The organism is Roseovarius autotrophicus, from assembly GCF_018069895.1.
GTDB classification, from domain to species: Bacteria; Pseudomonadota; Alphaproteobacteria; order Rhodobacterales; family Rhodobacteraceae; genus Roseovarius; species Roseovarius autotrophicus.
The window spans coordinates 12,689-37,504 of sequence record NZ_JAGQDH010000007.1; the positions used below are offsets into that span (position 1 = coordinate 12,689).

At 66.0% G+C, this 24,816-nt stretch carries 23 protein-coding genes; 11 read left to right on the top strand and 12 right to left on the bottom strand.

Translation table 11 applies throughout. From position 1 onward, the window contains the following. Positions 1-219 precede the first annotated feature (219 nt). Positions 220-1,371, top strand: coding sequence for a succinyl-diaminopimelate desuccinylase (dapE, locus tag KAK09_RS09690; RefSeq protein WP_210878738.1), 1,152 nt, complete (start codon positions 220-222; stop codon positions 1,369-1,371). Then, positions 1,368-2,003, top strand: coding sequence for a TIGR04282 family arsenosugar biosynthesis glycosyltransferase (locus tag KAK09_RS09695; RefSeq protein ID WP_210878739.1), 636 nt, complete (start codon positions 1,368-1,370; stop codon positions 2,001-2,003). Before dapE ends, KAK09_RS09695 begins: the two co-directional genes overlap by 4 nt. On the opposite strand, the gene KAK09_RS09700 is transcribed toward KAK09_RS09695, so the two are convergent. After that, positions 1,936-2,397: a GAF domain-containing protein gene (locus tag KAK09_RS09700; protein WP_210878740.1), complete on the bottom strand. Its 462-nt coding sequence runs from the start codon at positions 2,395-2,397 to the stop codon at positions 1,936-1,938. The genes KAK09_RS09695 and KAK09_RS09700 overlap by 68 nt on opposite strands. 103 nt (positions 2,398-2,500) lie before the next feature. Beyond that, on the bottom strand, positions 2,501-3,673 hold the full coding sequence (locus KAK09_RS09705) for a thiolase family protein (RefSeq protein ID WP_210878840.1): 1,173 nt from the start codon (positions 3,671-3,673) through the stop codon (positions 2,501-2,503). Between the two features lie 93 nt (positions 3,674-3,766). Here KAK09_RS09705 and KAK09_RS09710 point away from each other — a divergent pair, with 93 nt between their 5' ends. The 3 genes from KAK09_RS09710 to KAK09_RS09720 all read left to right on the top strand — a co-directional run bounded on the left by KAK09_RS09710 (position 3,767) and on the right by KAK09_RS09720 (position 6,421). Further along, on the top strand, positions 3,767-4,105 hold the full coding sequence (locus KAK09_RS09710; RefSeq protein WP_210878741.1) for an STAS domain-containing protein: 339 nt from the start codon (positions 3,767-3,769) through the stop codon (positions 4,103-4,105). Positions 4,106-4,182: 77 nt separating this feature from the next. Then, positions 4,183-4,563, top strand: coding sequence for an ATP-binding protein (locus KAK09_RS09715; RefSeq protein WP_247651159.1), 381 nt, complete (start codon positions 4,183-4,185; stop codon positions 4,561-4,563). Between the two features lie 280 nt (positions 4,564-4,843). Beyond that, positions 4,844-6,421: a gamma-glutamyltransferase family protein gene (locus tag KAK09_RS09720; protein ID WP_210878742.1), complete on the top strand. Its 1,578-nt coding sequence runs from the start codon at positions 4,844-4,846 to the stop codon at positions 6,419-6,421. A 25-nt stretch (positions 6,422-6,446) separates the two neighbouring features. Here the strand turns inward: KAK09_RS09720 and hspQ are convergent, their stop codons facing one another. Beyond that, positions 6,447-6,773, bottom strand: a complete 327-nt coding sequence (gene hspQ, locus KAK09_RS09725) for a heat shock protein HspQ (RefSeq protein WP_210878743.1) — start codon at positions 6,771-6,773, stop codon at positions 6,447-6,449. Between the two features lie 192 nt (positions 6,774-6,965). Here hspQ and KAK09_RS09730 point away from each other — a divergent pair, with 192 nt between their 5' ends. Continuing rightward, the gene (locus KAK09_RS09730) at positions 6,966-7,568 is read left to right on the top strand and encodes a transglycosylase SLT domain-containing protein (RefSeq protein ID WP_210878744.1); all 603 of its coding nucleotides are present in this window, start codon (positions 6,966-6,968) and stop codon (positions 7,566-7,568) included. Here the strand turns inward: KAK09_RS09730 and KAK09_RS09735 are convergent, their stop codons facing one another. The 3 genes from KAK09_RS09735 to KAK09_RS09745 form a co-directional block, all read right to left on the bottom strand. Beyond that, positions 7,569-8,171, bottom strand: coding sequence for a LolA family protein (locus KAK09_RS09735; RefSeq protein ID WP_210878745.1), 603 nt, complete (start codon positions 8,169-8,171; stop codon positions 7,569-7,571). Positions 8,172-8,250: 79 nt separating this feature from the next. After that, entirely contained in the window at positions 8,251-11,127 is a 2,877-nt protein-coding gene (locus tag KAK09_RS09740; protein WP_210878746.1) for a DNA translocase FtsK, read from the bottom strand. 18 nt (positions 11,128-11,145) lie between these two features. Beyond that, entirely contained in the window at positions 11,146-12,324 is a 1,179-nt protein-coding gene (locus tag KAK09_RS09745) for an aminotransferase class I/II-fold pyridoxal phosphate-dependent enzyme (protein WP_210878747.1), read from the bottom strand. 213 nt (positions 12,325-12,537) lie between these two features. Between KAK09_RS09745 and KAK09_RS09750 the strand changes: the two genes are divergently transcribed. Further along, positions 12,538-15,411: a calcium-binding protein gene (locus KAK09_RS09750; protein WP_247651160.1), complete on the top strand. Its 2,874-nt coding sequence runs from the start codon at positions 12,538-12,540 to the stop codon at positions 15,409-15,411. Positions 15,412-15,414: 3 nt separating this feature from the next. On the opposite strand, the gene murJ is transcribed toward KAK09_RS09750, so the two are convergent. Continuing rightward, entirely contained in the window at positions 15,415-16,953 is a 1,539-nt protein-coding gene (gene murJ / locus KAK09_RS09755; protein ID WP_210878748.1) for a murein biosynthesis integral membrane protein MurJ, read from the bottom strand. 67 nt (positions 16,954-17,020) lie between these two features. Then, the gene (locus KAK09_RS09760; protein ID WP_210878749.1) at positions 17,021-17,458 is read right to left on the bottom strand and encodes a PaaI family thioesterase; all 438 of its coding nucleotides are present in this window, start codon (positions 17,456-17,458) and stop codon (positions 17,021-17,023) included. Positions 17,459-17,660: 202 nt separating this feature from the next. Here KAK09_RS09760 and KAK09_RS19060 point away from each other — a divergent pair, with 202 nt between their 5' ends. Then, positions 17,661-18,359, top strand: a complete 699-nt coding sequence (locus tag KAK09_RS19060) for a LytTR family DNA-binding domain-containing protein (RefSeq protein ID WP_210878750.1) — start codon at positions 17,661-17,663, stop codon at positions 18,357-18,359. A 6-nt stretch (positions 18,360-18,365) separates the two neighbouring features. Here the strand turns inward: KAK09_RS19060 and bhcD are convergent, their stop codons facing one another. From bhcD to bhcA, 4 genes are read right to left on the bottom strand one after another with little or no spacing between them, the layout of a single operon-like run. After that, positions 18,366-19,334 (bottom strand): iminosuccinate reductase BhcD, encoded by a 969-nt coding sequence (gene bhcD, locus KAK09_RS09770; protein ID WP_472908848.1) that lies wholly within the window; start codon positions 19,332-19,334, stop codon positions 18,366-18,368. 37 nt (positions 19,335-19,371) lie between these two features. Next, on the bottom strand, positions 19,372-20,535 hold the full coding sequence (bhcC, locus tag KAK09_RS09775) for a 3-hydroxy-D-aspartate aldolase BhcC (protein WP_210878752.1): 1,164 nt from the start codon (positions 20,533-20,535) through the stop codon (positions 19,372-19,374). A gap of 11 nt (positions 20,536-20,546) precedes the next feature. Continuing rightward, positions 20,547-21,521 carry a beta-hydroxyaspartate dehydratase BhcB gene (bhcB, locus tag KAK09_RS09780; RefSeq protein WP_210878753.1) on the bottom strand — a complete coding sequence of 325 codons (975 nt, stop codon included), beginning with the start codon at positions 21,519-21,521 and terminating at the stop codon, positions 20,547-20,549. A gap of 11 nt (positions 21,522-21,532) precedes the next feature. After that, the gene (gene bhcA, locus KAK09_RS09785) at positions 21,533-22,726 is read right to left on the bottom strand and encodes an L-aspartate--glyoxylate aminotransferase BhcA (RefSeq protein ID WP_210878754.1); all 1,194 of its coding nucleotides are present in this window, start codon (positions 22,724-22,726) and stop codon (positions 21,533-21,535) included. Positions 22,727-22,926: 200 nt separating this feature from the next. Here bhcA and KAK09_RS09790 point away from each other — a divergent pair, with 200 nt between their 5' ends. The 3 genes from KAK09_RS09790 to KAK09_RS09800 all read left to right on the top strand — a co-directional run bounded on the left by KAK09_RS09790 (position 22,927) and on the right by KAK09_RS09800 (position 24,764). Then, a complete protein-coding gene (locus KAK09_RS09790; RefSeq protein WP_210878755.1) occupies positions 22,927-23,745 on the top strand; it encodes an IclR family transcriptional regulator in 819 nt (272 codons plus the stop codon). A gap of 97 nt (positions 23,746-23,842) precedes the next feature. Beyond that, positions 23,843-24,112 (top strand): hypothetical protein, encoded by a 270-nt coding sequence (locus tag KAK09_RS09795; protein ID WP_418895523.1) that lies wholly within the window; start codon positions 23,843-23,845, stop codon positions 24,110-24,112. Positions 24,113-24,206: 94 nt separating this feature from the next. Continuing rightward, positions 24,207-24,764, top strand: a complete 558-nt coding sequence (locus tag KAK09_RS09800; RefSeq protein ID WP_210878756.1) for a YceI family protein — start codon at positions 24,207-24,209, stop codon at positions 24,762-24,764. Positions 24,765-24,816: the final 52 nt, after the last annotated feature.

Genomic DNA, 24,816 nt, shown 5'->3' on the forward strand with positions numbered 1-24,816 from the left:
GGATGCCCCGAAACCGCTGTCCATGTGCGGGCCTCGTGTCCGGTGCCCGGATCGTGCGGCCCTGTCTGCTCTTGCTTGTGCCCTGCCTCGGGTCTGTCAACGCGGCATTGATAGCAAATCCTTCCTGTCATGTTAAGGTTTATTCGCGTGGCGCCTGCGGCATTTGCGCCTGCCCGCGATCCGCGCTAGGCGAAGGGAAACATGCCGAAAGGTCGCCCCATGCCCCATGCCCCGCTCGATCCCGTTCGCCTGACCGCCGATCTGATCCGCTGTCCCTCGGTCACGCCCGAGGAGGGCGGCGCGCTGCGGATTCTCGAAGGGGTGCTGTCGGAGGCGGGCTTTGAGTGCACCCGCGTGGATCGCGGCAGCGTGGCCAATCTCTTTGCACGCTGGGGCGAGAGGGGCGCGGCGAGAAGCTTTGGCTTCAACGGCCATACCGATGTCGTGCCGGTGGGGGATGAGGCCGCCTGGTCCGTGCCGCCCTTCGGCGCGGTGGCGCGTGACGGGATGCTCTGGGGGCGCGGCGCCACCGACATGAAGTCCGGGGTTGCCGCCTTTGTCGCGGCGGCGGTGGATTTCGTCACCATGACGCCGCCCGACGGGGCAGTCATCCTCGCCATCACCGGCGACGAGGAGGGCGACGCTGTGGACGGCACCCGCGCTCTGCTCGACTGGATGGCGGCGGAGGGCGAGCGGATGAGTGCCTGCCTCGTAGGCGAACCCACCTGCCCCGCGCGCATGGGCGAGATGATCAAGATCGGGCGGCGCGGATCGCTCACCGCCTTTTTCACCATCACCGGCGTGCAGGGCCATTCCGCCTATCCGCACCGCGCCTGCAATCCGCTTCCCGCCATGGCGCGGCTGATGGACCGGCTCGCCTCGCATACCCTCGACGAGGGCACCGCGCATTTCGATCCCTCCACGCTGGCGGTCGTCACCATCGATACCGGCAACCCCGCCACCAATGTCATTCCCGCGCGCTGCCGCGCCACCGTCAACATCCGCTTCAACGACACCCATGACAGCGGATCGCTCACCCGGTGGATGCAGGACGAACTTGACCGCGTGAGTGCCGAGTTCGGCACCACCGGCGAGATGGACGTCAAGGTCTCGGGCGAATCGTTCCTCACCCCCCCCGGCCCGCTCTCGGATCTGGTGGCGCGCGCGGTCGAGCGTGAGACCGGCGTGACACCAGAACTTTCCACCTCGGGCGGCACCTCGGACGCGCGGTTTGTCAAGGATCACTGCCCGGTGGTCGAATTCGGCCTTGTCGGCCAGACCATGCATCAGGTGGATGAGCGCGTGGAGATGGCGCAGATCCACCAGTTGAAGGCCATCTATGCCAGCATCCTGCGCGACTTCTTCGCATGAGGCAGACCACCCTTGTCGTGATGGTGAAAGAGCCGCGCCCCGGTCGCGTCAAGACGCGGCTGGGGCGCGGCATCGGCATGGTCGCCGCAGCGTGGTGGTTCCGCCATCAGGTCACGCGCCTCTTGCGCCGGATCGACGATCCGCGCTGGCGCCTCGTGCTCGCCGTCAGCCCCGATGCCGAGGGGCTGACAAGCCGCGTCTGGCCCGCCCGCCTGCCCCGCGTGCCGCAGGGCACGGGCAATCTGGGCGACCGGATGGGGCGGCTTTTGCGCAGCCTGCCACCGGGGCCGGTCTGCATCATCGGGGCCGACATTCCCGGCATCACCCGCGCCCATATCGCCCGCGCCTTCGCAGCCCTCGGCAACCATGACGCGGTGATCGGCCCCGCGCCCGATGGCGGCTACTGGCTGATCGGGCTGCGGCGCAGCGCCGCCGTGCCCGCGCGGATCTTCGATGGTGTGCGCTGGTCAAGCGCGCACGCCCGCGCCGACACGATCCGCAGCCTCGGAGCGGCACGCGTAGCCCTGATCGACACGCTGCGCGATGTGGATGAGGCGCGCGATCTCAACCCGGCAAGCGCCCGAATACCAATCGCAAAATCTCTGCCAGCCCTACGGCGTCCTCCTCGCTGAAGGCCGCCAGCCGGTCGCTGTCGATATCAAGCACGCCAATCAGCGCCCCTGCCCCGTTCCACACCGGCAACACGATCTCCGAGCGCGTGGACGCGGCGCAGGCGATATGGCCCTCGAACGCCTCCACGTCCTCGACGATCTGCACCTCGCCCGTGCGCGCCGCCGCCCCGCAGACCCCGCGCGAGAACGGGATTTTCAGGCAGCCATGCCCGCCCTGATAGGGGCCAATCCTGAGCATCTCCGGCCCGGTCACGCGATAGAACCCGGTCCAGTCGAACCGGTCGTCGGCATGGTGCAGCTCACAGACCACCGTGGCCATGAGAGCGACCTCGTCACTCTCGCCCTCGGTCAGCGACAGGATCGCGCGTGTGGTGGCGGGGTAATCAATGCGCATTGGCGCGCTCCTTGTTCAGGCAGAGGTGGGGGCTGGCCCCCACACGCAGGGCCAAGTGGGGGCCAGCCCCCACACCCCCGGGATATTTCAGGCCAGAAGACGCTCAGAACCGTTCGATGGCAATGGCCGTGCCCTCGCCGCCGCCGATGCAGATGGCCGCGACACCCCGTTTCAGCCCGCGCTTTTCCAGCGCGTTCAGCAGCGTCACCATGATCCGCGCGCCCGAGGCCCCGATCGGATGGCCGAGCGCGCAGGCCCCGCCATTGACGTTCACCCGCTCGCGCGGCAACCCCATCTCATGCATGAAGGCCATGGGCACCACGGCAAAGGCCTCGTTCACCTCCCAGAGGTCCACATCGTCAACGCTCCAGCCAAGCCGCTTGAGCAACTTCTGTGCCGCAGGCACCGGCGCGGTGGTGAACCAGCCCGGCGCCTGCGCGTGGCTCGCGTGGCCAAGGATGCGCGCGCGGATATTGAGGCCCTGTGCCACCGCCGCTTCGCGCGAAGCGATCACCAGCGCCGCCGCCCCGTCGCTGATCGAGGAGGAGTTGGCCGCCGTCACCGTGCCCCCCTCGCGAAAGGCCGGTTTGAGCTGCGGGATCTTCTCGGGGCGCGCCTTGGCGGGCTGCTCGTCTTTGCTGATCGTCACCTCGCCCTTGCGCGTGCGGATCGTCACCGGCGCGATCTCGTCCGCGAAGGCCCCGGATTTCTCCGCCGCCAGCGCCCCTTCCAGCGAGCCGAGCGCATAGTCGTCCTGCGCCTGCCGCGTGAACTGGAACTTCTCCGCGCAGTCCTCGGCGAAGGTGCCCATCAGGCGACCCCTGTCATAGGCATCCTCGAGCCCGTCGAGAAACATGTGGTCGATCACCTCGCCATGCCCGATCCGCGCCCCGCCGCGCATCTTGGGCAAGAGGTAAGGGGCATTGGACATCGATTCCATGCCCCCCGCGATCATGGTTTCCGCATGGCCCAGGGCGATCTGGTCAAAGGCCATCATCGCCGCCTTCATGCCAGACCCGCACATCTTGTTGAGCGTGGTGGCGGGCACCTCCTGCCCGAGACCGCCCAGAAATCCGGCCTGCCGCGCCGGGGCCTGCCCCTGCCCCGCAGGCAGCACACAGCCCATCAGCACCTCGTCCACCGTGGCCGCGCGCGCATCCGCCAACGCCGCGCGGATCGCCGCGCCGCCCAGTTCCGCCGCGGGCACCCCGTCGAAATCGCCCTGAAAGCCCCCCATGGGCGTGCGCGCCGCCCCCGCGATCACAACTTCCCGCATCATGACTCCTCCTCGTGAAAATATGGCCCGTGCTTACCGGATGGAAAGGAATCGGGTCTAGCCTGCCCTGTATTACTACGTAGCGGAGGCAGGATGAAACTCGAGGTAACCAGTCACAACACGGTAAGCATTGTCACCGCGCCCGGACCACGGATCGACGCCGCGGCCGCCATCCAGTTCAAGGAGGCGATGCGCAAAGCGACGGCCGAGGGGCCTGATCGCGTGGTGCTTGATCTGTCCAACGTGTTCTTTGTCGATTCCAGCGGGCTTGGCGCCATCGTTGCCGCGATGAAACAGATGGGCGCGGGGCGCAGGCTCGACCTTGCCGGGCTCACCGCCGACGTCGCCAAGGTATTCCGGCTTACGCGGATGGACACGGTTTTCGTTATCCATGAAACTGCCGGGGCGTCGATCCGCCACGCCTCGGGCTGAGCAGAAGGCCCGCGCCCCGCGGGCGGAAAGGGAGGCATATGACGGGAGTGTTTCACAGGCACATCGTAGCGCAAAGCATGGCCGTGCGCACCCTGCTGGCCGAGATGCGCGCCGAGTTGCAGACGGCGGGGCTGCACCCGGATCGTTGCGGCACCGTGGAAATCGCTCTGGCGGAGGCGCTCAACAACATAGTCGAGCATGCCTATGCCGGGACGCCCGGAGAGATCACGTTCGACATGGCGCTCGGGGCGCAGGGATTGCGCATTGATCTGCGCGACAACGGTGCCCCCCTGCCCGGCCCCGGCATCCCGATCAATGACCCGCCGGTGTCGCAGGGACATCGCGACACGCTGCCCGAGGGCGGATTCGGCTGGTTCCTGATTCGCACGTTGACACGCGATCTGCACTATCAGCGCACAGCGCAAGAAAACCATCTTACCCTTTGTTTTGATGTGTAAAACCTGGCCGAACCAATCCACCGAGGCGCAAGGCGCAACCGTGGCGTGTGCCCGCCAAGAAATCACCTTATTCCGAACCAAGTGCCGCCGCAGAGCCTCAGCATACACGCTTTTGTAGCTGCATAAAGCTTCCCTCGGCGCCGCGTGTCATTGCCCCCACCCAGTGCGCGGCGTCGAGGTTTCTGCCCGCCCGCCCGCGACCGAATGATCCACCGGACGCATTGGCTTTTCCCGCGCCGCGCCCTAACCTGCGCCCCGACGCAGGACAAGGGAGAGGATCATGCGCGATTTCCACATGCCGGGGCGCTCGGGCACCTATGCAACGAACGGGATGTGCGCCACGTCGCACCCGCTTGCCGCGAAAACCGCCATCGACATTCTTGAACGCGGCGGCAACGCCATGGATGCGGCGATTGCGGGCGCGGTCCTGCTGGGCATGTGCGAGCCGCAGATGACCGGAATCGGCGGTGATTGCTTCGTGCTCTTCACCACCCCCGGCGACCAGACAATTCGCGCGCTCAACGGCTCGGGCCGCGCGCCCGCCGCCGCCTCGGCCGAGGCGCTGCGCGCCGAGGGCCACCAGACCGTGCCGCTGCACAGCGCCCATGCCGTCACCGTGCCCTGCGCCATCGACGCCTTCTGCCGGCTTAGCGCGGATCACGGACGCCTTGGCCTCGACGCGCTTCTTGCCCCCGCGATCCGCTATGCCGACGAGGGCGTGCCGGTCGCGCCCCGCGTGGCCTTCGACTGGCCGCGCGCGGGCGTGACGCTTCAGGGCCACGGAATCACCCATTTCAGCCGCAGCGGCAAACCGCTCACGACAGGCGAGATATTCCGCGCTCCTGGTCAGGCCGAGGTGCTGCGCCGTATCGCTAGGAACGGGCGCTCCGCCTTTTACGAGGGTGAAGTGGCCGAAGACATGCTGGCCGCCCTCAACGCGCTTGGTGGCGTGCACGAGGCAGCCGATTTCGCCGCCGCCGAAAGCAATTACACCAACCCGGTGAGCGGCGATTACAAGACCGCCACGCTGGTCGAGCATCCACCCAACGGCCAGGGCGCGACGGCGATCCTGCTCCTGAATATCCTGAGCCATTTCGAGCTTGCCGCGATGGATCCGCTCGGGGCCGAGCGCCTTCATATCGAGGCCGAGGCCACCAAGCTCGCCTATGACGCGCGCAACCGCTTCATCGCTGATCCCGATCACACCGCGCGTCTCGACCACATGCTTTCCCCCGAAACGGCGGCACGGCTTGCCGCGCTCATCGACCCGAAACGCGCCATGGCCGCGGCAGAGCCGCTCACCGAGGCCGTGCATCGCGACACGATCTATATCACCGTGGTAGACCGCGACCGCATGGCGGTGTCGTTCATCTATTCGATCTTCCACGGCTTCGGCTCCGGCATCGCATCGGAAAAATTCGGCATCCTGCTGCAAAACCGGGGCGCGGGCTTCACGCTGGAGGCGGGCCACCCGAACGAACTCGCAGGCGGCAAGCGGCCCATGCACACAATCATTCCCGGCATGCTGGCCGAGAATGGCCGCGTGACGATGCCCTTCGGCGTCATGGGCGGGGCCTATCAGTCCACCGGGCACGCGCGGCTTGTCTCGAACATCGTCGATTTCGGCATGGATGTGCAGGCGGCCATCGACGCACCGCGCGCCTTTGCCGACCCGGCCGGCCTCAAGCTCGAGCGCGGCTTCGCGCCGGAGGTGGCGGCGCGGCTGGCCGATCTGGGCCACGAGGTGATCGTCCCGCCCGAGGCCCTTGGCGGTGCCCAGGCGATCCGCATCCACGACAGCGGCTTGCTCGAAGGCGGCAGCGACGCGCGCAAGGACGGCTGCGCGCTCGGGTACTAGCGCGAGGGGCGGGGGAAACCCCGCCTCAGTTCAACTGAAAATGCAGCGGGTAATGCCCGTCCTCGAACGGCCCGAAAAGATCGGGAATATCGGGGTGATCCACAGGCTCGCCTGAATAGTCGGCGACCAGGTTCTGTTCGCTGACATAGGCCACATAATAACTTTGCTCGTTCTCGGCCAGAAGGTGATAGAACGGCTGTTCGCGCTCGGGGCGGCTGTCCTCGGGGATGGCCGCATACCATTCCTCGGTGTTGGAAAACTGCGGATCCACGTCAAAGATCACACCCCGAAAAGGATGTTTTCGATGGCGCACAACCTGGCCCAAAGCGTATTTCGCGTGTGTCTTGATCATTTGCATTGCCCTAGCACAGATATTTACCGCTGCAAGCCGGGTTTGTCCAATGCTGCGCGCGCGGCTTCGGGAAACAGTCTGTGATCACATGCGTGACAGCGGATATGTGCCGCCGGACGGACGGATTCGTGATTTCCTCCCAGGCGCAAATCGGCTAGGATCAGACAAAACAAACGCGAAAGCGAGAGGCAGATGAGCAGGTTCCTGCGCGCCGTTCTGGTGCTTTTTGTGTTGTCCTCCTGTGGCGGCGGCTTGGGCTATGGCACCTCTCCGCGCAATCTCGACAATGCCTGTGCGATCCTCGATGAGCGGCCGGAATATGCCCGCGCCTTTCGCGCGGCGGAACGCCGCTGGGGCGTGCCCGCCCATGTGCAGATGGCCACCATTTATCAGGAAAGCAAGTTCGTCTCGGACGCGCGCACGCCCTACCGCTGGAGCCTTGGCGTGATCCCCACCGGGCGGATCAGTTCGGCCTATGGCTACAGCCAGGCCCTGGATGGCACATGGGAGGAATACCTGGCCGAAAGCGGGCGCTTCGGCGCGCGGCGCACCGATATCCACGACGCGGCGGACTTCATCGGGTGGTATATGGCCAAGTCAACAGAACGGCTGGGGATTTCGCCCTTTGACGCGCGCAACCAGTATCTGGCCTATCACGAGGGTCGCACCGGCTTTGCGCGTGGCAGCCAGAACGCCAAGCCCTGGCTCCTGCGGGTATCGGGAGAGGTCGAGGACCGCGCCGCGCGCTACCGCGCGCAGCTTGGCACCTGCCGTGCCGGGCGCGGTCTGGTCTGATCACCTGTCGATGCGCGTCCGGTCACGGCCGGGAATGACGAAATTCTCGTCCGAGAGGCGCACACCGGTGGCCAGATCACCAAGGATCACCGTCGTGCGCCCGCCATTGGCATCGTTGATGATCCATTGCCGCAGTTCCACCGGATCGGCGGTAAAGACCAGATCGATGCTGCCGTAATCCGGGTTGTCGGGATCCTGCGCGCGCACCGTGGTGGCGGTGCCGTCGCTGGCATGACCCGTTACCATTCTCGCCCGCGTCAGATCGACATTGCGTTCCAGGATGATCTTGAGCGGCGTTCGGTGAAGCGGATAGCCCTGCCGCTCGTTCGAACGCGGGTCGATGATGCCCACGGTCGCGCCATCGGCCACCACCAGCGCCGCCTCGGGCGGATCGTATTCGAACCGCACCTTACCCGGACGCTTGAGCAGGATACGCCCCGTGCTGATCGAGCCATCCTCGTTCACCTGCGTGAACTGCCCTTCGGCGGTGCGCAGGCTGTTGAGATAGGACGAGATTTCCCCAAGCGAGAGCTTCTCCGCCGCCGCCGGGAGGGTCATCGCCGCCCAGAGGGCGGGAACCATCAGGATACGCAAGGTTTTCATGCCCTCTCAGATAAGCGGCCCCGCGCCGGATTGCACCGGCGCGGGGCAGAAATTTTTTCACGCTTGTGCGGGCGGTCGCCTATTGCGGCTCGGGCACCAGAACCTCGCGCTTGCCGACATGGTTGGCGGGGCTGACAACCCCCTCGTCCTCCATCTGCTCCACCAGCCGCGCGGCCTTGTTGTAGCCGATGGCCAGCTTGCGCTGGATATAGGAGGTCGAGCATTTGCGATCCCTGGCCACGATCGCCACCGCCTGATCGTAAAGCGCATCATCGCCCTCGGTATTGCCGCCAGTGGAGAGGCCGAGCACTGCGTCGATGCTCTCGGCGCGCTCCTCGTCGGGGCCTTGCAGCACCGTGTGAAGATAGTCGGGCGGGCCGAATGCCTTGAGGTGGGTGACGACCTCCTCCACCTCCTCATCCGACACGAAAGGCCCGTGACAGCGGGTGATCTTGCCGCCACCGGCCATGTAGAGCATGTCCCCCATCCCCAGAAGCTGCTCGGCCCCCTGCTCGCCCAGGATCGTGCGGCTGTCGATTTTCGACGTGACCTGAAACGAAATCCGCGTCGGGAAATTGGCCTTGATCGTGCCGGTGATCACATCGACCGACGGGCGCTGCGTCGCCATGATCAGGTGAATACCCGACGCCCGCGCCATCTGCGCGAGACGCTGGATGCAGGCCTCGATCTCCTTGCCTGCCACCATCATCAGATCGGCCATCTCATCGACGATCACCACGATATAGGGCATCTTCTCGGGCGCGAATTCTTCCGTCTCGAACACCGGCTCGCCGGTCACGTCGTCAAACCCGGTCTGCACCGTGCGGCTGAACATCTCGCCTTTCTTCAGCGCCTCGGCGACGCGGCCATTGTAGCCGTCGATATTGCGCACGCCCATCTTGGACATCTTGCGATAGCGGTCCTCCATCTCGGCCACCACCCATTTGAGCGCGACCACCGCCTTCTTGGGATCGGTCACAACGGGGCTGAGGAGATGCGGAATACCGTCATAAACGCTCAGTTCCAGCATCTTGGGGTCAATCATGATCAACCGGCAATCCTCGGGCGTCAGCTTGTAAAGCAGGCTGAGGATCATCGTGTTGATCGCCACCGACTTGCCAGAGCCGGTTGTCCCGGCAATCAGCAGATGGGGCATCTTGGCGAGGTTCGCCACCACCGGATCGCCGCCGATATCCTTGCCAAGCGCCAGCGGCAGTTTCTGGTTGCCATCGCCATAGGCACGGCTCGACAGGATTTCGCGGAAATTCACCATCTCGCGGTTGTCGTTGGGCAGTTCGATCCCGATGACCGATCGCCCCGGCACAGTCGAGACCCGCGCCGAAAGCGCCGACATCGACCGCGCGATATCGTCCGAAAGGCCGATCACGCGAGAGGCTTTCAGGCCCGGCGCCGGCTCCAGCTCATACATCGTCACCACCGGGCCGGGGCGCACGCTGACAATCTCGCCCTTGACGCCGTAATCGTCGAGCACGTTCTCCAGCATCCGTGCGTTTTCTTCCAGCGCCTCGTCGCTGAGGTGGTGACGCTTGATGTTCGACGGGTCCGACAAAAGCGAAAGCGGCGGCAATTCGTATTCCGGCGCCTCGGGGGTAAAGGGCAGCGCGGGCTGCGCCTCGGCCATAGCGCGCGTCGAAGGTGTAAGCGGTTTGGGCGGCACATGCTGCACCACCTTGCGTGGTTCTGGCATGGCGATGCGCGGCACGGGCGAGGGGTCGGGGGTGAAGCCCATCTCGTAAGCGGCGTCAAGGTCATCCTCGACAAGGGGGGCCTCGTCAAAGGCGGGCGCGGGCGGCACCGCCAGCGTGGCCTTCCGCGCGGTCAGCGGCGGCTCGGGCGGCATCGGCGCATGCGCCTTCGGCTTGAGGATCAGCGGATCGGGTCCGCGCCCGCGCCCCTTGGTCAGCGGCGCGACGCTTTCCACCTGAACGGCCGGGTTCTGTCGCACGCGGCTGCGGATCGCATCGGTGATACGGGCCCGGATACGGTCGTCAGGGGGGGCCTCGGCGTCAAGGGCGTCGGGCTCCACCAGTTCCGGCACGGGCATCGCCTCGGGCTTGCGCAACAGCGCGGGCATCCGCGCGAGCAGCCCGCCGGGCTTGTCGGCAACAGGCGCAGGGGCGGTCACCGGCAGAGGTTCCGCCCGACGCACCCGCGCCCCCGTCAGCAGAGGCTCGGCGCGCGCTTCGGGCCATGCCGTTGCCACAGCGTCCACCGGCGCCACCGCTGCACGGCGCTCGGCCATGCGCGCCTGCACTCCCTGCCCCGCGCGCGCCAGCCCGCCCGCACCCCGGCCAAGCCCCGTGCGCAAGGCGGCATAGGTCATGATGACGCCCAGCAGCAGGAACCGCCCCGTGCGGCGCAATTCCACGCGGCTGAAGCCCAGGACAAAGGCCCCGGCCAGCAGCACCCCCACCCCCAGCACCAGCGACGACAGCCGCAGACCAAGACCCGCATCGAACGGCAACAGGCCCAGAAGCGCACCAAGGATGGTATCGCCGAAAAGCCCCCCCAGCCCGAAACTGTGATGCGCCGACCAATCCGCGCCGGGGCCGAGGGTCGCTGCATAAAGCGACAAAAGCGCAAGCCACACCGGCGCGAAGATGAGCCGCCCGGCGGCGCGATCCTCGCCGCGATGAAGCACCAGCCGCAGCCCCCAGGCCCCCGGCACCAGCGCAAGGCCCCAGGCCCCCCAGCCGATGATCATGAAAAGTGGCGCGGCAATCCCCGCCCCCGCCGCGCCCAGCCAGTTCTGCACCGGCGCGTCGGTCGCGGCCATCCAGCTTGGGTCGGTGGGACTGTAGGAATGGACGGTGGCCGCCGCGACAAGCGCCAGCGCCAGAACCGCCAGACCCAGCAATTCCTTGCCGCGCTTCTCGATTGCCTCGGCGGTGGTGCTGTCAAAGAGCGGCTCGCGCCCGCGTGTCTGATATGCCATTTTCCTGCTCACCCTCGCTCAACCATAAAGACAGTCGCGCAGGCGGATCAGCCCTTGCGCCATCTCATCTTCGGGGGCCACCATCGCCACCCGGATATAGCCATGGCCGGGGTTCACGCCGCCGGCCTCCTGCCCGAGATAGGCCCCCGGCAGAACCCGCACGCCGGTCTCCTGCCAGAGCCGCAGCGCCGCCGCCTCGCCATCAGGCACCGGCAGCCAGAGGAAAAAACCCGCCTCGGGACTGCGATAGCCGGGCAAGTTGCCCATGATCTCGTCGGCGCGGGCATATTTTCGTGCGTAAAGCGCGCGGTTTTCGACCACATGCGCCTCATCCGCCCAGAGACGGGTGGCGGCGTGCTGCAACGGCATCGGCAGGGGGGCGCCCGCGTAATTGCGCAACTGCTTCATCGCCGCGATGCTTTCCGGACCCGCCACGACAAAACCCGAGCGCAGCCCCGGCAGGTTCGACCGCTTCGACAGGCTGTGAAAGGCCACGATGCGCTCGGGGTCCGCGCCCATCTCATGGGCCACCTGCAACACGCCCACAGGCGGCACATCGCGGTAGATCTCGGAATAACACTCATCGGCGAAGATGCGGAAATCATACTTTTCGGCCAGCGCGATCAGATCTGCCCAGTATTGCCGCGAGGCCACGGCCCCTTGCGGATTCGACGGCGAGCACAGATAGGCCACCGTCACCCGCTCAAGCACCTCGGGTGCAAGCGCCGTGAAATCCGGCAGATAGCCCGTCGCGCGCGTCGCGTTGAGAAACACCGGCTCCGCCCCCACGCTGAGCGCGGCCACCATATAGACCTGATAGAACGGATTGGGCAGCAGCACCACGGGTCGCTTGCCGCGCTTTTGCTCGGGGCAAAGCGCCATCATCGCATTATAAAGCCCCTCGCGCGTGCCGTTCAGCGCCATCACGCGGGTGCCGGGATCGAGCGTCACGCCGTAGCGGCGGGCAACCCAATCGGTTGTCGCCAACAAGAGCGCGGGCATCCCCTCATTGACCGGATATTGACCGAATCCATTCGAATTTTCGGCAATGATATCAACGATCCAATCAGGAAAGGCATGTTTCGGCTCGCCGATGGTCATATGCACAACCTCGCCCCCCGGCGCGTGCACGTCGAGAAGCGCCCGCAGACGCGGGAAGGCATAGGCCGGTAGGTTCGAGAACCGCTCGGGGAACATGATGTGTCTGCTTTGCTGCCTCGGTGTCAGGGTCGTTTTTGCCCCGTTGATCGGAATCTAACTCAAGCCCCCGGTTCAGGTCCAGCAAAACCAAGGGCTTGACAGCGCAATTGTGGCATTTTGGCGAAACCGGACCGTCGCGGGGCTGTTTGCAGCCGCGCGGCCCTTGCCTATAGTGCGACGCAAGACCCTCCTTCCCCGCGAGGAAACGCCATGACGACAGGATTTCGACAAGTCATCGCCATGCTTGTCCTTTTGGCGGGTCTCGCGGTCTTCGCCGTGCAGGCCAAGGCCGAGCGCGATGCGATCACCGTGCATGTCTTTGGCAACAGCCTCGTTCATCACCTCACCGACAGCCCGCAGACCGCGGTTCACTGGTGGCTGGCAGAACTTGCCCGCGCGGGCGGCAAGGGCTTCGCGCTCTCGGGGCAATGGGGCTTTCTGCGCGATTTCGCCCGCGACGGGGTGGCCGACCGATGGGTGCTCGACGGCGTGGCGCGCGCGCCCGATCCGGTGGACGCCATCATCCTGACGCCCACGAATTTCATCCAGCATCAAGCCCCCGACCAGCCCTATCACGGCGACAATCCCGAAGGCGCCACGCCACTCGGCGCCACACTCGCCACTATCAAAGCCGCGCGCGACAGATGGCCCGACGCGCCCATCCTGATCTACGAAGGCTGGCCGGACATGGGCGGCTTTACCCACCGCTTTCCGCCGTCCTTGCGCAATCTGCGGCGCTGGCACGGCTATGCGCTCTCGGATTATCACGACTGGTATCGCGATTTCATCGCCATCCTGCAGAACGCCCGCCCCGAGGCGGAGATCACGCTTCTACCGATCTCTTCCGTCCTTTCCGGCCTGCAAACCGGCCTCTTGGAGGATGTGCCGGTCGAGGCGCTCTTTTCCGACGATTCCCCCCATGGCACGGCGACACAGTATTTCCTCGCCGCGCTTGTCACCTATACCGCGCTCTACCAGACCCCTGCCCCTCCTGACTTCGCCCTGCCCGAGACATTGCACCCGCTGGTGCGCGCGCGCTACCGCCAGATCACCGACGAGATCGCACAGGCGCTTGGCCTGCACGACGAGGCGCGCGCGCCCGCGTCACAGAAGCGGCAGGCGGGACTTGGACTGGAAAATCCGAGCCTTGGCATGGGTCTCAACGGGCTTTCGGACTGGTCCACGCAGCATCCGTTCATCGACATCATGAAGACCGCCCGCCCCTGGATCGGCCATACCGCCTCTGAATGGGGGGCATTCCCGACCGAGGCGCTGCGCGCAGGCGGCTATCTCGACGCGCATGGCTGGCCGCTGGCGCTGCCCGACGGGGCGCGCGCACTCGAATCCCTCATCCTCACCGATCAGCCCGCAGAGGCCGCGCATCTGCGCGGGCGCTACATCCTGCGCTACGAGGGCGAGGGCGTGTTGCGCGTGACGGGGCGCGCCGACAATGTGCGCTACGATTACGCTGCTCGCGAGATCCGCTTTGACTCAGGCCCCGGCGAGGGATCGGTTGTCCTGCAACTGACCCGGACCGACCGGGACAATCCGCTCCGCGACATCACCATCGTGCGCGAGGAGCATGAGACGCTCCATGCCGCAGGTGCCGTGTTCAACCCGCTCTGGCTGGCGCGGATCGCCGACCTGCGGCTTGTCCGCTTCATGGACTGGCAGTTTACCAACGGGTCGGACCAGACCGTATGGGAAGATCGCCCCGTGCCCGAGGATGCCAGCTATGTCTGGCGCGGCGCGCCGGTGGAAATCATGGTGCGGCTCGCCAACCGGATCGGCGCCGACCCGTGGGTGAACATGCCCCACGCCGCCGATGACGCCTATATGCGCGCCTTTGCCGAATACATGCGCGACCACCTCGCGCCCGGTCTCAAGGTGCATCTGGAATATTCCAACGAGGTTTGGAATCTCGTCTTTCCGCAGGCGGTCTGGGCACGCGAGGCGGCCATGGCGCTTTGGGGCGACGGTGCCGGCGATGATGCCTGGATGCAGTTCGCGGGGCTGCGCGCGGCACAGATGGCTGCGATCTGGCGCAAGGTCTTTGCCGACGCGCCCGAGCGGCTTGTGGTGGTTGCGGGCACCCATACCGGCTGGCCGGGGCTGGAAGAGCCGATGCTGATGGCCCCGCTGGCCGTGCGGGGCGGCCAGATTGACGCGGCCCCGGTGGATCAGTTCGACGCCTATGCCGTCACTGGCTATTTCGGGCATGAGCTGGGCGAGGAGTCGATGATCCCCACCATTGAGGGCTGGATCGCCGCCAGCCGCGCCGTGGCCCACGCCCGCGCCACCGAGGCCGGGGCCGGTGCCGATGAGGCGGCCTATCTCGCCGCCCATGGTGACGATCTGGCCTTCGATCTGGCGGCAGAGGCGCTGCGGCAAGGCTCGCTTGGTGAATTGCTCCGTGACGCCCTGCCCTATCACGCGCAGGTCGCCGCGCGCCACGGCCTCGAGCTTGTGATGTATGAGGGCGGCACACATGTGGTGGGTCACGGATCCACAATCGCAAACGACGAGATCACCCGCTTTTTCACCGCCTTCAGCTATTCCCCGCAGATGGGCACGCTCTACGAGGAATTGCTGAGCGGTTGGCACGCATCGGGCGGCACGCTCTTCAATGCCTTTGTCGATGTGACCCGGCCCTCGAAATGGGGAAGCTGGGGCGCGCTGCGGCATCTCGACGATGCCACGCCGCGCTGGCAGGTGCTGATGCAGGCCAACGCACAGGTGCCGTCATGGGACGATCCGCGCCCGCCCGGCACCTTCTTGCACGGGGCATATCTGCGCGCGGGCAACAGTGGCGAGAGGATCGAGGGCACAGCGAAATCCGACATCATGATCGGGGGCGCGGGCGACGACGTGTTCCTAAGCCATGGCGGCGATGACCTGATCCATGGCGGCGCCGGGCGCGACCTGGTGATCCTTCCGGGCAAGCGCGCCGAGTATGGCCTGGGGCGCGAGGGCGCGCGCGTGATCCTTCAGGGGCTTGCGGGCACGCTCACGCTCACCGATGTCGAAGCGGTCGAGTTTGCCGATACCCCCGGCGCACCCGTCGCGCTCAGCGACCTCATGTAACCCTCAGCGCCGCATCCGCCCCCGGATCTCGGCCATGCTGAACGCCCCTAGAACCTGTCCCGCGATGCCATAACTCACCGCCCCCGCGCCGATCAGCGCCAGCAACGCCAGCCACCGCCAGCCCCCTATCGCCAGCAACGGCCCGAGTGCCCCCCCCGCACCCCAGAGCACCACGCCCATCAGGCTTGATGCCAGCGCGATCCGCCAGAGCCGCCGGTGAAACTGCACGTCAAAGCGCACCACCTCGCCATAGCCGCGCGCGCCCCAGATCAGTTGCGCCACCATGAACCACGCCGCCACCGTCGTCGCCAGCGCCGCCGCGATCCAGCCGATCGACCCGGCAAGACCAAAGGCCAGCACCGCGTTCACCACCATCGCGACGACCGCATAGCGGAAGGGGCTTTTCGTGTCCTCGCGCGCGAAATAGATCGGCTGCAGGATTTTTTGCATGACAAAAGCCGGCAGGCCCAGCCCGTAGATCGCCACCGCCAGCGCCGTCGCCGCCGTGTCATCCGCGCCGAACGCGCCGCGCTCGAACAGCACCGACACCAGCGGCAGCGGAATCATCACCAGCGCCACCGCACAAGGCACCGTCAGCGCCAGCGCCACCTCGCCCGCACGCGACAACGCCATGCGCGCGCCCGTGTCATCCCCCACCTTGAGCCGCCGCGACAGATCCGGCAAGAGCACGATGCCCACGGCAATGCCCACCACGGCCAGCGGCAGTTGATAAAGCCGGTCGGCGGCATAGAGCCAGCTCACTGCCTTGTCGTATTGCGACGCCACCAACTGCCCCACCACAAGATTGACCTGCACCACGCCGCCCGCCAGCGCCGCCGGAATCGCGATCCGCACCAGTTGCCGCATCTCCGGCGTCCAGCGCGGGCGCACCAGCCGCAGCCCCAGCCCCGCCCGCCGCGCCGCTAACCACACCAGCACAAGCTGCGCCGCCCCCGCCAGAGGCACCGACCAGATCAGCGCCTCGACCACCGGACCGCCCATGAAGGCCGCCAGCGCCATCGCCGCCATCGTGATCGTGTTGAGGATCACCGGCGCCGCCGCCGCCGCCGCGAACCGCCCCGCCGCGTTGAGCACGCCCGAAAACAGCGCCACCAGCGAGATGAAGAAGATATAGGGAAAGGCGATGCGCCCATAGTCCACCGTCAGGCCAAAGCGCGCATCCCCCGCAAAGCCTTCGGCCGTGAGCCAGACCAGCGCCGGCATGAATACCATGCCCAGCCCGGTCAGGATCAGCAGCACCAGCCCAAGCCCCGACAACGCCAACGAGGCAAAGCCGATCGCATCGCCATGCACCTCCAGCCGCTTGGAGAACATCGGCACGAAGGCCGCGTTGAACGCGCCCTCGGCAAAGAAGCGGCGAAACATGTTGGGCAGGCGGAACGCCGCGACAAAGGCATCCATCAGCACACCGGGGCCGACAAGGCTTGCCAGCATCACGTCGCGGCCAAAGCCGAGGATGCGGCTCATCAGCGTCCAGCCGCTGACGGTCAGGATGCCGGTAAGCAGGCGGACAGGTCTCATGGCGGGCCTTGTGCAGTTGCTTGCTCCGCTCTAGCCGATTGGCCCCGCCGGGAAAAGGGGCGGCGGCTCAGGGCGCCAGCGGTATCATCGTGCCGGTCAATAGCGCCACATGGCTCTGTCGCCCGTGCGCATGCGCGTGCACATCCGCCTGCACGATCACCAGACGGCGGCCCGCACGGATCACCCGGCCCGTGGCCACCAGAAGATCGCCTTTTGCCGGGGCCAGAAGGTGGATCTTCATCTCGCTGGTCAGCACCTCATGCCCCTCGGGCATCACGCTCAGCGCGGCATAACCCGCCGCGCTGTCACCGATGGAAAACGTCAGCCCGGCATGGGCAAAACCGTGCTGCTGACGACTGCCCGGAAGAATCGGGGCCTCGATCCGCACCAGCCCCGGCCCGATATGGGCCAGCCGCGCGCCGAGCGTGGCCATCATGCCTTGCGCGGCGAAACTCTCGCGGATGCGCGCTTCGACCCCGGTGGAAACCGTGCCTGCATGTCCCATCACCCTGCCTCCATCCTGCGACAAATTCCTCATTGACCCAACCCCGTGTTGGAATCGATAACACCGCCAGATAGATGCATGTCGTAACGGTATGAGCAAGGGTGACGGATTGATCTGGTCCGGTTTCCGGAATGTGGTCTCTCAGACGCTCGCCGTATTTACGTCTCTACCCAACCTTTCGATCCTGCTGACAGGATGGCTCGTGGTCGTCGTCGCGGGGCCATTCGGCACGTTTCAGACCATGGGCATGGGTTTGCGGCTGGTCTACTGGGGCTTTGTCATTGTCACGGGCGTGATCATCGCAGCGGCCTGCCGAGCGGTGGTTCTGCCCCTGTGCCTCGGCTGGCGACCGCTGATCGTGGATGCCGCGATGAGCCTTGGCACCGCGACACTGCTCGCCCCGCTTATCTGTACGCTGCGGGCCTCACTCGACCCGGTGCTGACGCATGACGAACTTGCCGTTGGCGTGATCTGGGTCCACACGATGTTCGTCGTGGCACCGATCTTTCTCCTGCGGCGCCAGTTCGGCCTCGAAAAGGGTCTATCTGCCCCCGCGCCTGAACGTCCCCGCCTTGCGCGCCGCCTGCCCGAGGCGCTGCAAGGGGCCGACATCCTGCGCCTGTCGGGAAACGGCCATACCGTCGAGGTGGTGACAGACCAAGGCGCGCACACCCTTCGGTTACGTCTTTCGGATGCCATCGACGAAATGGAGCCGGTGGCTGGCATGTGTACCCATCGGTCCCACTGGGTAACGCTCGCGGCCATGACCGGCCGCGAATGCCGCGAGGGCAAGGTTTTCCTGCGCCTGAGCAATGGCGAGCGCGTGCCGGTATCGCGCACCTATGCGCCGCAACTGGAAGCGGCGGGTGTGATCCCGCCGCGCCCCGTCTCCGAGGACTGACGCGGCTCAGCCGAGCCGCGTCATATCGCCCAGCCCGCGCTCGCGCGCGATCCGCGCCGCGACCGAGGCCACGGCCAGATCCTGCAATCCCACGCCGGTTCCGTCGAAAAGCGTGATCTCGTCGTCAGAGGCACGCCCCGCATGGGTGCCGTTGATGACCGCGCCGACGGGGGTGATATCATCCTCGGCAATCAGGCCCTGCGCCACCGCGTGCTGCGCCTCTCCGATGCTGATGGATTGCGCGATCTCGTCGGCAAAGACCGTGGCACGGGTGAACAGCGCCGGATCGACCTCCTGCTTGCCCTTGGTATCGGTGCCCATGCAGGCGATATGCGTGCCGGGCTTGATCCAGTCGGCCATGATCAGCGGCTCGAACGCGCTTGTGATCGTGATGATCACATCGGCCTGCGCGCCCAGCTCCTCTTGGCTCACCGCCTCGAACGCCAGCCCAAGCTCCTCGGCCACCGCGCCCAGACGCGGCAGCATCTCGGGATGCGGGTTCCAGGCCACGACCTTCTCAAAGGCGCGCTGCTCAACGGCGGCGCGCAACTGAAAGGTCGATTGATGGCCCGCGCCGACCATGCCCAGAACTTTCGCATCCTTGCGCGCCAGATGCGCGATGGAGACCGAGCTTGAGGCCGCCGTGCGCAGCGCGGTCAAGTAGTTGCCCCCCACCAGCGCCGACAACTGCCCGGTGTCGGGATCGAACAGGAACACGGTGGACTGATGGTTGGTCAGCCCCTTGTCCATGTTCCCCGGCCAATAGCCACCGGCCTTGAGGCCAAGCGCCAGCCCCGCCCGGTCGAACCCGCCCTTGAAGCCATAGAGCGCGTCCGCGTGCCCGATCGCCTCGCGCACCACGGGAAAATTGTAGGCATCCCCCCGTGCCATGGCGGCGAACACCGCCTCCACCGCGCCGAAGGCATCGGCGCGGGTGATCACCTCCTCGCAGATCGCCTCTGATACGATGACGATCCCCTGCGCCGTGCTCTGACTGTCCATGCCCATGCCCTCAATACGCCTTGCCGCGCGCCGAGACCGGCCAGACCGTCTCGACCTTGCCACCGCGCACGCCCACATACCAGTCATGGACGTTGCAGGTCGGGTCGCAATGGCCCGGCACCAGCCGCAGCTTGTCGTTGACCTTGAGCACGCCGTCGGGGTCCGCGACCACGCCATGCTCGTCAGAACATTTGACGTATTGCACATCCGTGCGGCCAAAGATCACCGGCAGACCGCTATCGACCGACTGCGCCTTGAGACCCGCATCCACGATCGCCTTGTCAGCCTTGGCGTGGCTCATCACACTCGTCAGGATGAACAGCGCGTTCTCCCATTCCCCCTGGTCGATACGCTTGCCATCCTTGTCGAGGATACGCCCGTAATCGGCATCCATAAAGGCGTAGGAACCGCACTGAAGCTCGTTATAGACCCCGGATGTGCCCTCGAAGTAATAGCTGCCGGTGCCGCCGCCGCCCACGATGTCGCACTCCAGCCCCTCGGCCTTGAGTGTGTCCACCGCGTCCTTGACCTGTGCGACCGCCACTTCGATCTTGGCCTTGCGATCCTCGTAGCTGTCCATGTGCTGCATTGCGCCCTGATAGGCCTGGATGCCTGCGAATTTCAGCCCCGGTGCCGCGTCGATCGCCTTGGCAATCTCGACCACGGCGGGGGTGGTGGTCACGCCGCAGCGCCCCGCGCCACAGTCGATTTCCACCAGACATTCGATCTCGGTGCCGTGTTTTTGCGCCGCTGCCGACAGGTCCGCCACATTGGCTACGTCATCGACACAGCAGATGGTGCGCGCGCCCAGCTTGGGCAGGCGGGCCAGACGGTCGATCTTGGCCGGGTCGCGCACCTGATTGGACACCAGCACATCCTTGATCCCGCCGCGCGCGAACACCTCCGCCTCGCTGACCTTTTGACAGCAGACACCGCAGGCGCCGCCGAGGCTTTCCTGCAACTTGGCCACGTCAACGGATTTGTGCATCTTGCCATGCACGCGGTGACGCACGCCGTGATCCTTGGCCCAGTCGCCCATCTTCCTGATATTGCGCTCGAGCGCGTCAAGATCGAGGATCAGGCAGGGCGTCTGGATGTCGGCCTCTGCCATGCCGGGCAGGGCAGGCACGTCGTAACCCACTTCCAGGCCGTCGAGTGTCACAGGCTTGTTCATGGTCTCTCTCCTCATTTGATCCAGGGCAGCGTGTCGAGATCGACATTGCCGCCGGTGATGATGACGCCGACACGGCGGCCGGCAAAAATCTCGGGGTTTTTCAGGATCGTGGCCAGCGGCACGGCGCAGCTTGCCTCCATCACGATCTTCATGCGCTGCCAGGTCAGCTTCATCGCGTCAATGATCTCCTGCTCGCTCGCGGTCAGGATATCGGTCACGAAATGGCTCACGAAATGCCAGGTGTTCTCCTTCAGCGGCACCTTGAGACCATCTGCCACCGTCACCGGCGCGTCATCGGCGATGATGTGGCCCGCGCGGAAAGAGCGCGCCGCATCATCCGCCTGCTCCGGCTCGGCGGCATAGATCTTCATCCCCGGCGCAAGGTTCGAAAGCGTCAGACAGCATCCCGAGACCATGCCACCCCCGCCAATCGGCGCGATCACGGCATCAAGCCCGTCCACCTGCTCAAGCAACTCCGCCGAACAGGTCGCCTGCCCCGCGATCACGCGCGGATCGTTGTAGGGATGCACAAATTCCGCCCCCGTACGCGCCTGCACCTCGGCAAAGACCGCTTCACGGCTTGTGGTCGAGGGCTCGCACTCGGTGATGATGCCGCCATAGCCGCGCACGGCGTCCTTCTTGGCCTGCGGCGCGGTGCGCGGCATGACCACATGGCAGGGAATGCCACGCCGCCCGGCCGCATAGCTGAGCGAGAGCGCATGGTTGCCGCTCGAATGGGTGGCAACGCCCCGCCTGGCCACCTCATCGCTCAGTCCGAAGACCGCGTTCGAGGCCCCGCGCACCTTGAAAGCGCCCGCCTTCTGGAAATTCTCGCACTTGAAGAACAGCTCCGCCCCGGTCAACGCATTCAGATAGGACGAGGTCAGCACCGGCGTGCGGTGGATATAGGGCGCGATCCGCTCGCGCGCGGCGAGCATGTCGTCAAGCGTCAGATCGGCCCCGGTCTTGTCTTTCACGTCAAGCATGATTGTCTCCTTCAGGCGGCTTTGCCGGTGACGGCAGTCGCGGCGGTGGCACGGAAATGTTCCTGCGCCGCGATCACCCCGCTGCCCAACCGGATCGGATAGTTCAGGTCGGTCATGGCCATCTCGATCGTGGCCAGACCCGAAAGCACCATGGCATCGGTCAGGCTGCCCAGATGGCCGATGCGGAAGGCGCGGCCATTCATCTCGCCCAGGCCCACGCCGAAACTCATCCCGTATGAGGCAAAAGCATGGTTCACCAAAACATTGCTGTCAAACCCCTCGGGGACATAGATGGCGCTCACCGTGTCCGAGTAAAGATCGGGCGATTGCGCCACAAGGCGCAGCCCCCATGCCTCGACCGCGCGCCGCACCCCTTCGGCCAGCCGCGTGTGGCGGGCATAGACAGTGTCCAGCCCCTCCTCGAACAGCATCTTCAGGCTTTCGGCCATCCCGAAGATCAGTTGCAACGGCGGCGTGTAGGGAAATCCACCCTTGGCATTCGCGCCCATCATGTCGCGGAAATCAAAGAAGGTGCGCGGCAGGGTGGCCCCGTCCATCGCCGCCAGCGCCTTTGGGCTGACCGCGAGAATCGCCATGCCGGTCGTCAGCATGAAACCCTTCTGAGAGCCGGAAACGGCGATATCGACGCCCCAGGCGTCCATCTCGAACGGCATCGAGGCCAGCGACGAGACGCAATCCACCATCAAGAACGCCGGATGACCCGCCGCGTCCATCGCGCGACGCACCGCCGCGATATCCGAGCGCACGCCGGTCGCGGTTTCGTTATGGGTGACCAGAACCGCCTTGATCGCATGGCCCGTATCGGCGCGCAGCGCCGTCTCGAACCGGTCGGCGGGTGCGCCGCTGCCCCAGGCGCATTCGAGGATCTCAACATCCAGCCCATGCCGCTGGCACATGTCGATCCAGCGATGGCTGAACATGCCATAGCGCGCCACCAGAACCCTGTCGCCGGGCGACAGCGTGTTGGTGATCGCCGCCTCCCAGCCGCCCGTGCCCGAGGCGGGAAATGTCACGATCTCACCGGATTTCGTGCCGAAAACCGTCTTGCACCCCTCCAGAACCGGCGCGAGAGCACCGGCAAAGGCGGGCGAGCGGTGGTCCATGGTCTGCACCTGCATCGCGCGGCGCAGGCGGTCGGGAATATTGGTCGGGCCGGGGATGAACACCGGATTCTGGTCTGACATGGCAAAGCCCTCCTCAAGATGAGGCCATCATCGCCTGTCCCGCCGCGCGATGCAATTTTCTTGAAATGTTTTTTCATTTTCATAATAAACCATATATATTATTGATATATAATAGTATTTAATTTTCCACCAGCGCAGCTTGAAAAATATTTGGAAATATTTTTCATTATACCCACCCTCGATCGCGAAAGGATTTCCCGATGACCCAGACCAAGCGCCCTCGGGGCCGACCCAAATCGCAATTCACCGAGAGCAGCGCCGGCACCATGCAGGCGCTCGACCGCGCGCTGTCGGTCCTCACCGCCATCGCGCAGCATGACGGCATCAGCCTGACGGATCTCTCGCGCGCCCTCGACATCCCCACCGCCACCACGCACCGCATCCTGACCACCTTGCAATCAAAAGATTTTCTGCGATTTGACGAAGAACGACAGGACTGGTCCATCGGCATCGAGGCCTATCGCACGGGCGTCGCCTATCTCAAGCGCGCTGGCCTTGCCGACATGGGTCGCCCGGTCATGCGCGCGCTGATGGAGGAAACCGGCGAGACCGCCAATCTTGCCGTGCCCGACGGGGCCGAAGTGGTCTTTATCGGCCAGATCGAGACGCCGAACCCGATTCGCGCCTTCTTTCCCCCCGGTTCGCGCACGCCCATGCACGCCTCGGGCACCGGCAAGGCGATCCTCGCCGCCCTGCCCGAGGCACGCCGCGCGCGGCTTCTGCCTGCGACCGGGCTTCCGGGCTTTACCGCGCGCACCCATGTCAGCCTTGCCAGCCTAACCGCCGATCTCGACACGATCCGCGCGCGCGGCTGGTCCTTCGATCGCGACGAGCGTTACGAGGGCATGTCCTGCATCGGCGCGGCGATCTTCAACGACCGGGGAGAACCCTGCGCAGGCATCTCGATTTCCGGCCCGTCCTCGCGCTTTGCCGAGGACCGGCTGGCCGGGTTTGGCAGCGCCGTGGCGGCGGCGGCACGCCAGATCACCGCGCGCATCGCCGGGCACCCCGCCGCATGATGGCGGGGGTTGCGAACGAAAACAGAGCATAATGCCCTTGATGTCATGAACGCGCCCCTGCTCGCCCGTGCCCCGCGACCGACCTGACCCGCACGGAATGCAGCCCTTCGCAGGGCCGGAACGCTTTGTTTTCGTGCGCCCCGAGCAGGACGGCGACCTTTTGTGGTGCATGGAGGAAGCACGGCGCAGCGGCGCTGGCGTGGCCGATTTGCCTGTGCCGCGCGGCCTGACCCCGGTGCGCCGCCTGCATCTGGCCGCCGAGGAAGGGGCCGCGCGCGCCTCAACCTTCCCTTGGCCTTCTCCTCACCCCCGGCGAAGGCGGCGCGCCGGGGGTCGAGAGCCGCTGGCACATGGCCCCGGCGCATGAGTCGCACAGCGACCGCTGGCATCACGCGCGCCGCCGCATGGGCGCTCACCCGGATGTGAACATCCATCCGAAACCAGGGCGCGTATGAAGGACCATGCTCCGCCACGCCATCGCCCTCTGTCTCCTGGCCCTGCCCGCCGCTGCCGCGCCCGAATCCTGGCGGCTCGACACCGCCCGATCGACGGTGGGCTTCACCTATCAGATCGCGCAGGGCGACAATCGCGGCACCATGCCGGTCACCGCCGCTGATATCCGCCTCGACATGCGCAACCTTCCCGCAAGCACGGTGGCGGTGACGCTCGACGCGCGGGCCGCGCGGGCGGGATTTGTCCTGGCCACGCAGGCGATGCGTGGCCCGCAGGTGCTGGACACCGGGCGGCATCCCGTGATCACCTTCCACTCAACCCGGATTACCGGCACGCCCCGCGCGGCCCGGATAGAGGGGAAACTGACCGCACGCGGCGTGACCCGACCCGTCACGCTGGTGGCCGGTCTCTACCGCGCGGTTGACACGGACCCGGCCGCGATCGACAGCCTGACGGTGCTGCTCACCGGCGAAATCGACCGCCACGACTTCGGCGCCTCGGGTTTTGCCGATCTGGTCGGCCCGACAATCGCGCTGCGCATCGTGGCGCGGATCGAAAGACCGTGAGGGCGGACGAAAACGACATGGCCCTGTCGAAATCCCTCTAGGCCCGGTCAGG

Excerpts from the sequence above, each read along its gene's own strand:
- dapE (WP_210878738.1), top strand. The coding sequence starts at position 220 with ATGCCCCATGCCCCGCTCGATCCCGTTCGCCTGACCGCCGATCTGATC.
- KAK09_RS09695 (WP_210878739.1), top strand. The coding sequence starts at position 1,368 with ATGAGGCAGACCACCCTTGTCGTGATGGTGAAAGAGCCGCGCCCCGGT.
- KAK09_RS09700 (WP_210878740.1), bottom strand. The coding sequence starts at position 2,397 with ATGCGCATTGATTACCCCGCCACCACACGCGCGATCCTGTCGCTGACC.
- KAK09_RS09705 (WP_210878840.1), bottom strand. The coding sequence starts at position 3,673 with ATGCGGGAAGTTGTGATCGCGGGGGCGGCGCGCACGCCCATGGGGGGC.
- KAK09_RS09710 (WP_210878741.1), top strand. The coding sequence starts at position 3,767 with ATGAAACTCGAGGTAACCAGTCACAACACGGTAAGCATTGTCACCGCG.
- KAK09_RS09715 (WP_247651159.1), top strand. The coding sequence starts at position 4,183 with ATGGCCGTGCGCACCCTGCTGGCCGAGATGCGCGCCGAGTTGCAGACG.
- KAK09_RS09720 (WP_210878742.1), top strand. The coding sequence starts at position 4,844 with ATGCGCGATTTCCACATGCCGGGGCGCTCGGGCACCTATGCAACGAAC.
- hspQ (WP_210878743.1), bottom strand. The coding sequence starts at position 6,773 with ATGATCAAGACACACGCGAAATACGCTTTGGGCCAGGTTGTGCGCCAT.
- KAK09_RS09730 (WP_210878744.1), top strand. The coding sequence starts at position 6,966 with ATGAGCAGGTTCCTGCGCGCCGTTCTGGTGCTTTTTGTGTTGTCCTCC.
- KAK09_RS09735 (WP_210878745.1), bottom strand. The coding sequence starts at position 8,171 with ATGAAAACCTTGCGTATCCTGATGGTTCCCGCCCTCTGGGCGGCGATG.
- KAK09_RS09740 (WP_210878746.1), bottom strand. The coding sequence starts at position 11,127 with ATGGCATATCAGACACGCGGGCGCGAGCCGCTCTTTGACAGCACCACC.
- KAK09_RS09745 (WP_210878747.1), bottom strand. The coding sequence starts at position 12,324 with ATGTTCCCCGAGCGGTTCTCGAACCTACCGGCCTATGCCTTCCCGCGT.
- KAK09_RS09750 (WP_247651160.1), top strand. The coding sequence starts at position 12,538 with ATGACGACAGGATTTCGACAAGTCATCGCCATGCTTGTCCTTTTGGCG.
- murJ (WP_210878748.1), bottom strand. The coding sequence starts at position 16,953 with ATGAGACCTGTCCGCCTGCTTACCGGCATCCTGACCGTCAGCGGCTGG.
- KAK09_RS09760 (WP_210878749.1), bottom strand. The coding sequence starts at position 17,458 with ATGGGACATGCAGGCACGGTTTCCACCGGGGTCGAAGCGCGCATCCGC.
- bhcC (WP_210878752.1), bottom strand. The coding sequence starts at position 20,535 with ATGAACAAGCCTGTGACACTCGACGGCCTGGAAGTGGGTTACGACGTG.
- bhcB (WP_210878753.1), bottom strand. The coding sequence starts at position 21,521 with ATGCTTGACGTGAAAGACAAGACCGGGGCCGATCTGACGCTTGACGAC.
- bhcA (WP_210878754.1), bottom strand. The coding sequence starts at position 22,726 with ATGTCAGACCAGAATCCGGTGTTCATCCCCGGCCCGACCAATATTCCC.
- KAK09_RS09790 (WP_210878755.1), top strand. The coding sequence starts at position 22,927 with ATGACCCAGACCAAGCGCCCTCGGGGCCGACCCAAATCGCAATTCACC.
- KAK09_RS09795 (WP_418895523.1), top strand. The coding sequence starts at position 23,843 with ATGCAGCCCTTCGCAGGGCCGGAACGCTTTGTTTTCGTGCGCCCCGAG.
- KAK09_RS09800 (WP_210878756.1), top strand. The coding sequence starts at position 24,207 with ATGCTCCGCCACGCCATCGCCCTCTGTCTCCTGGCCCTGCCCGCCGCT.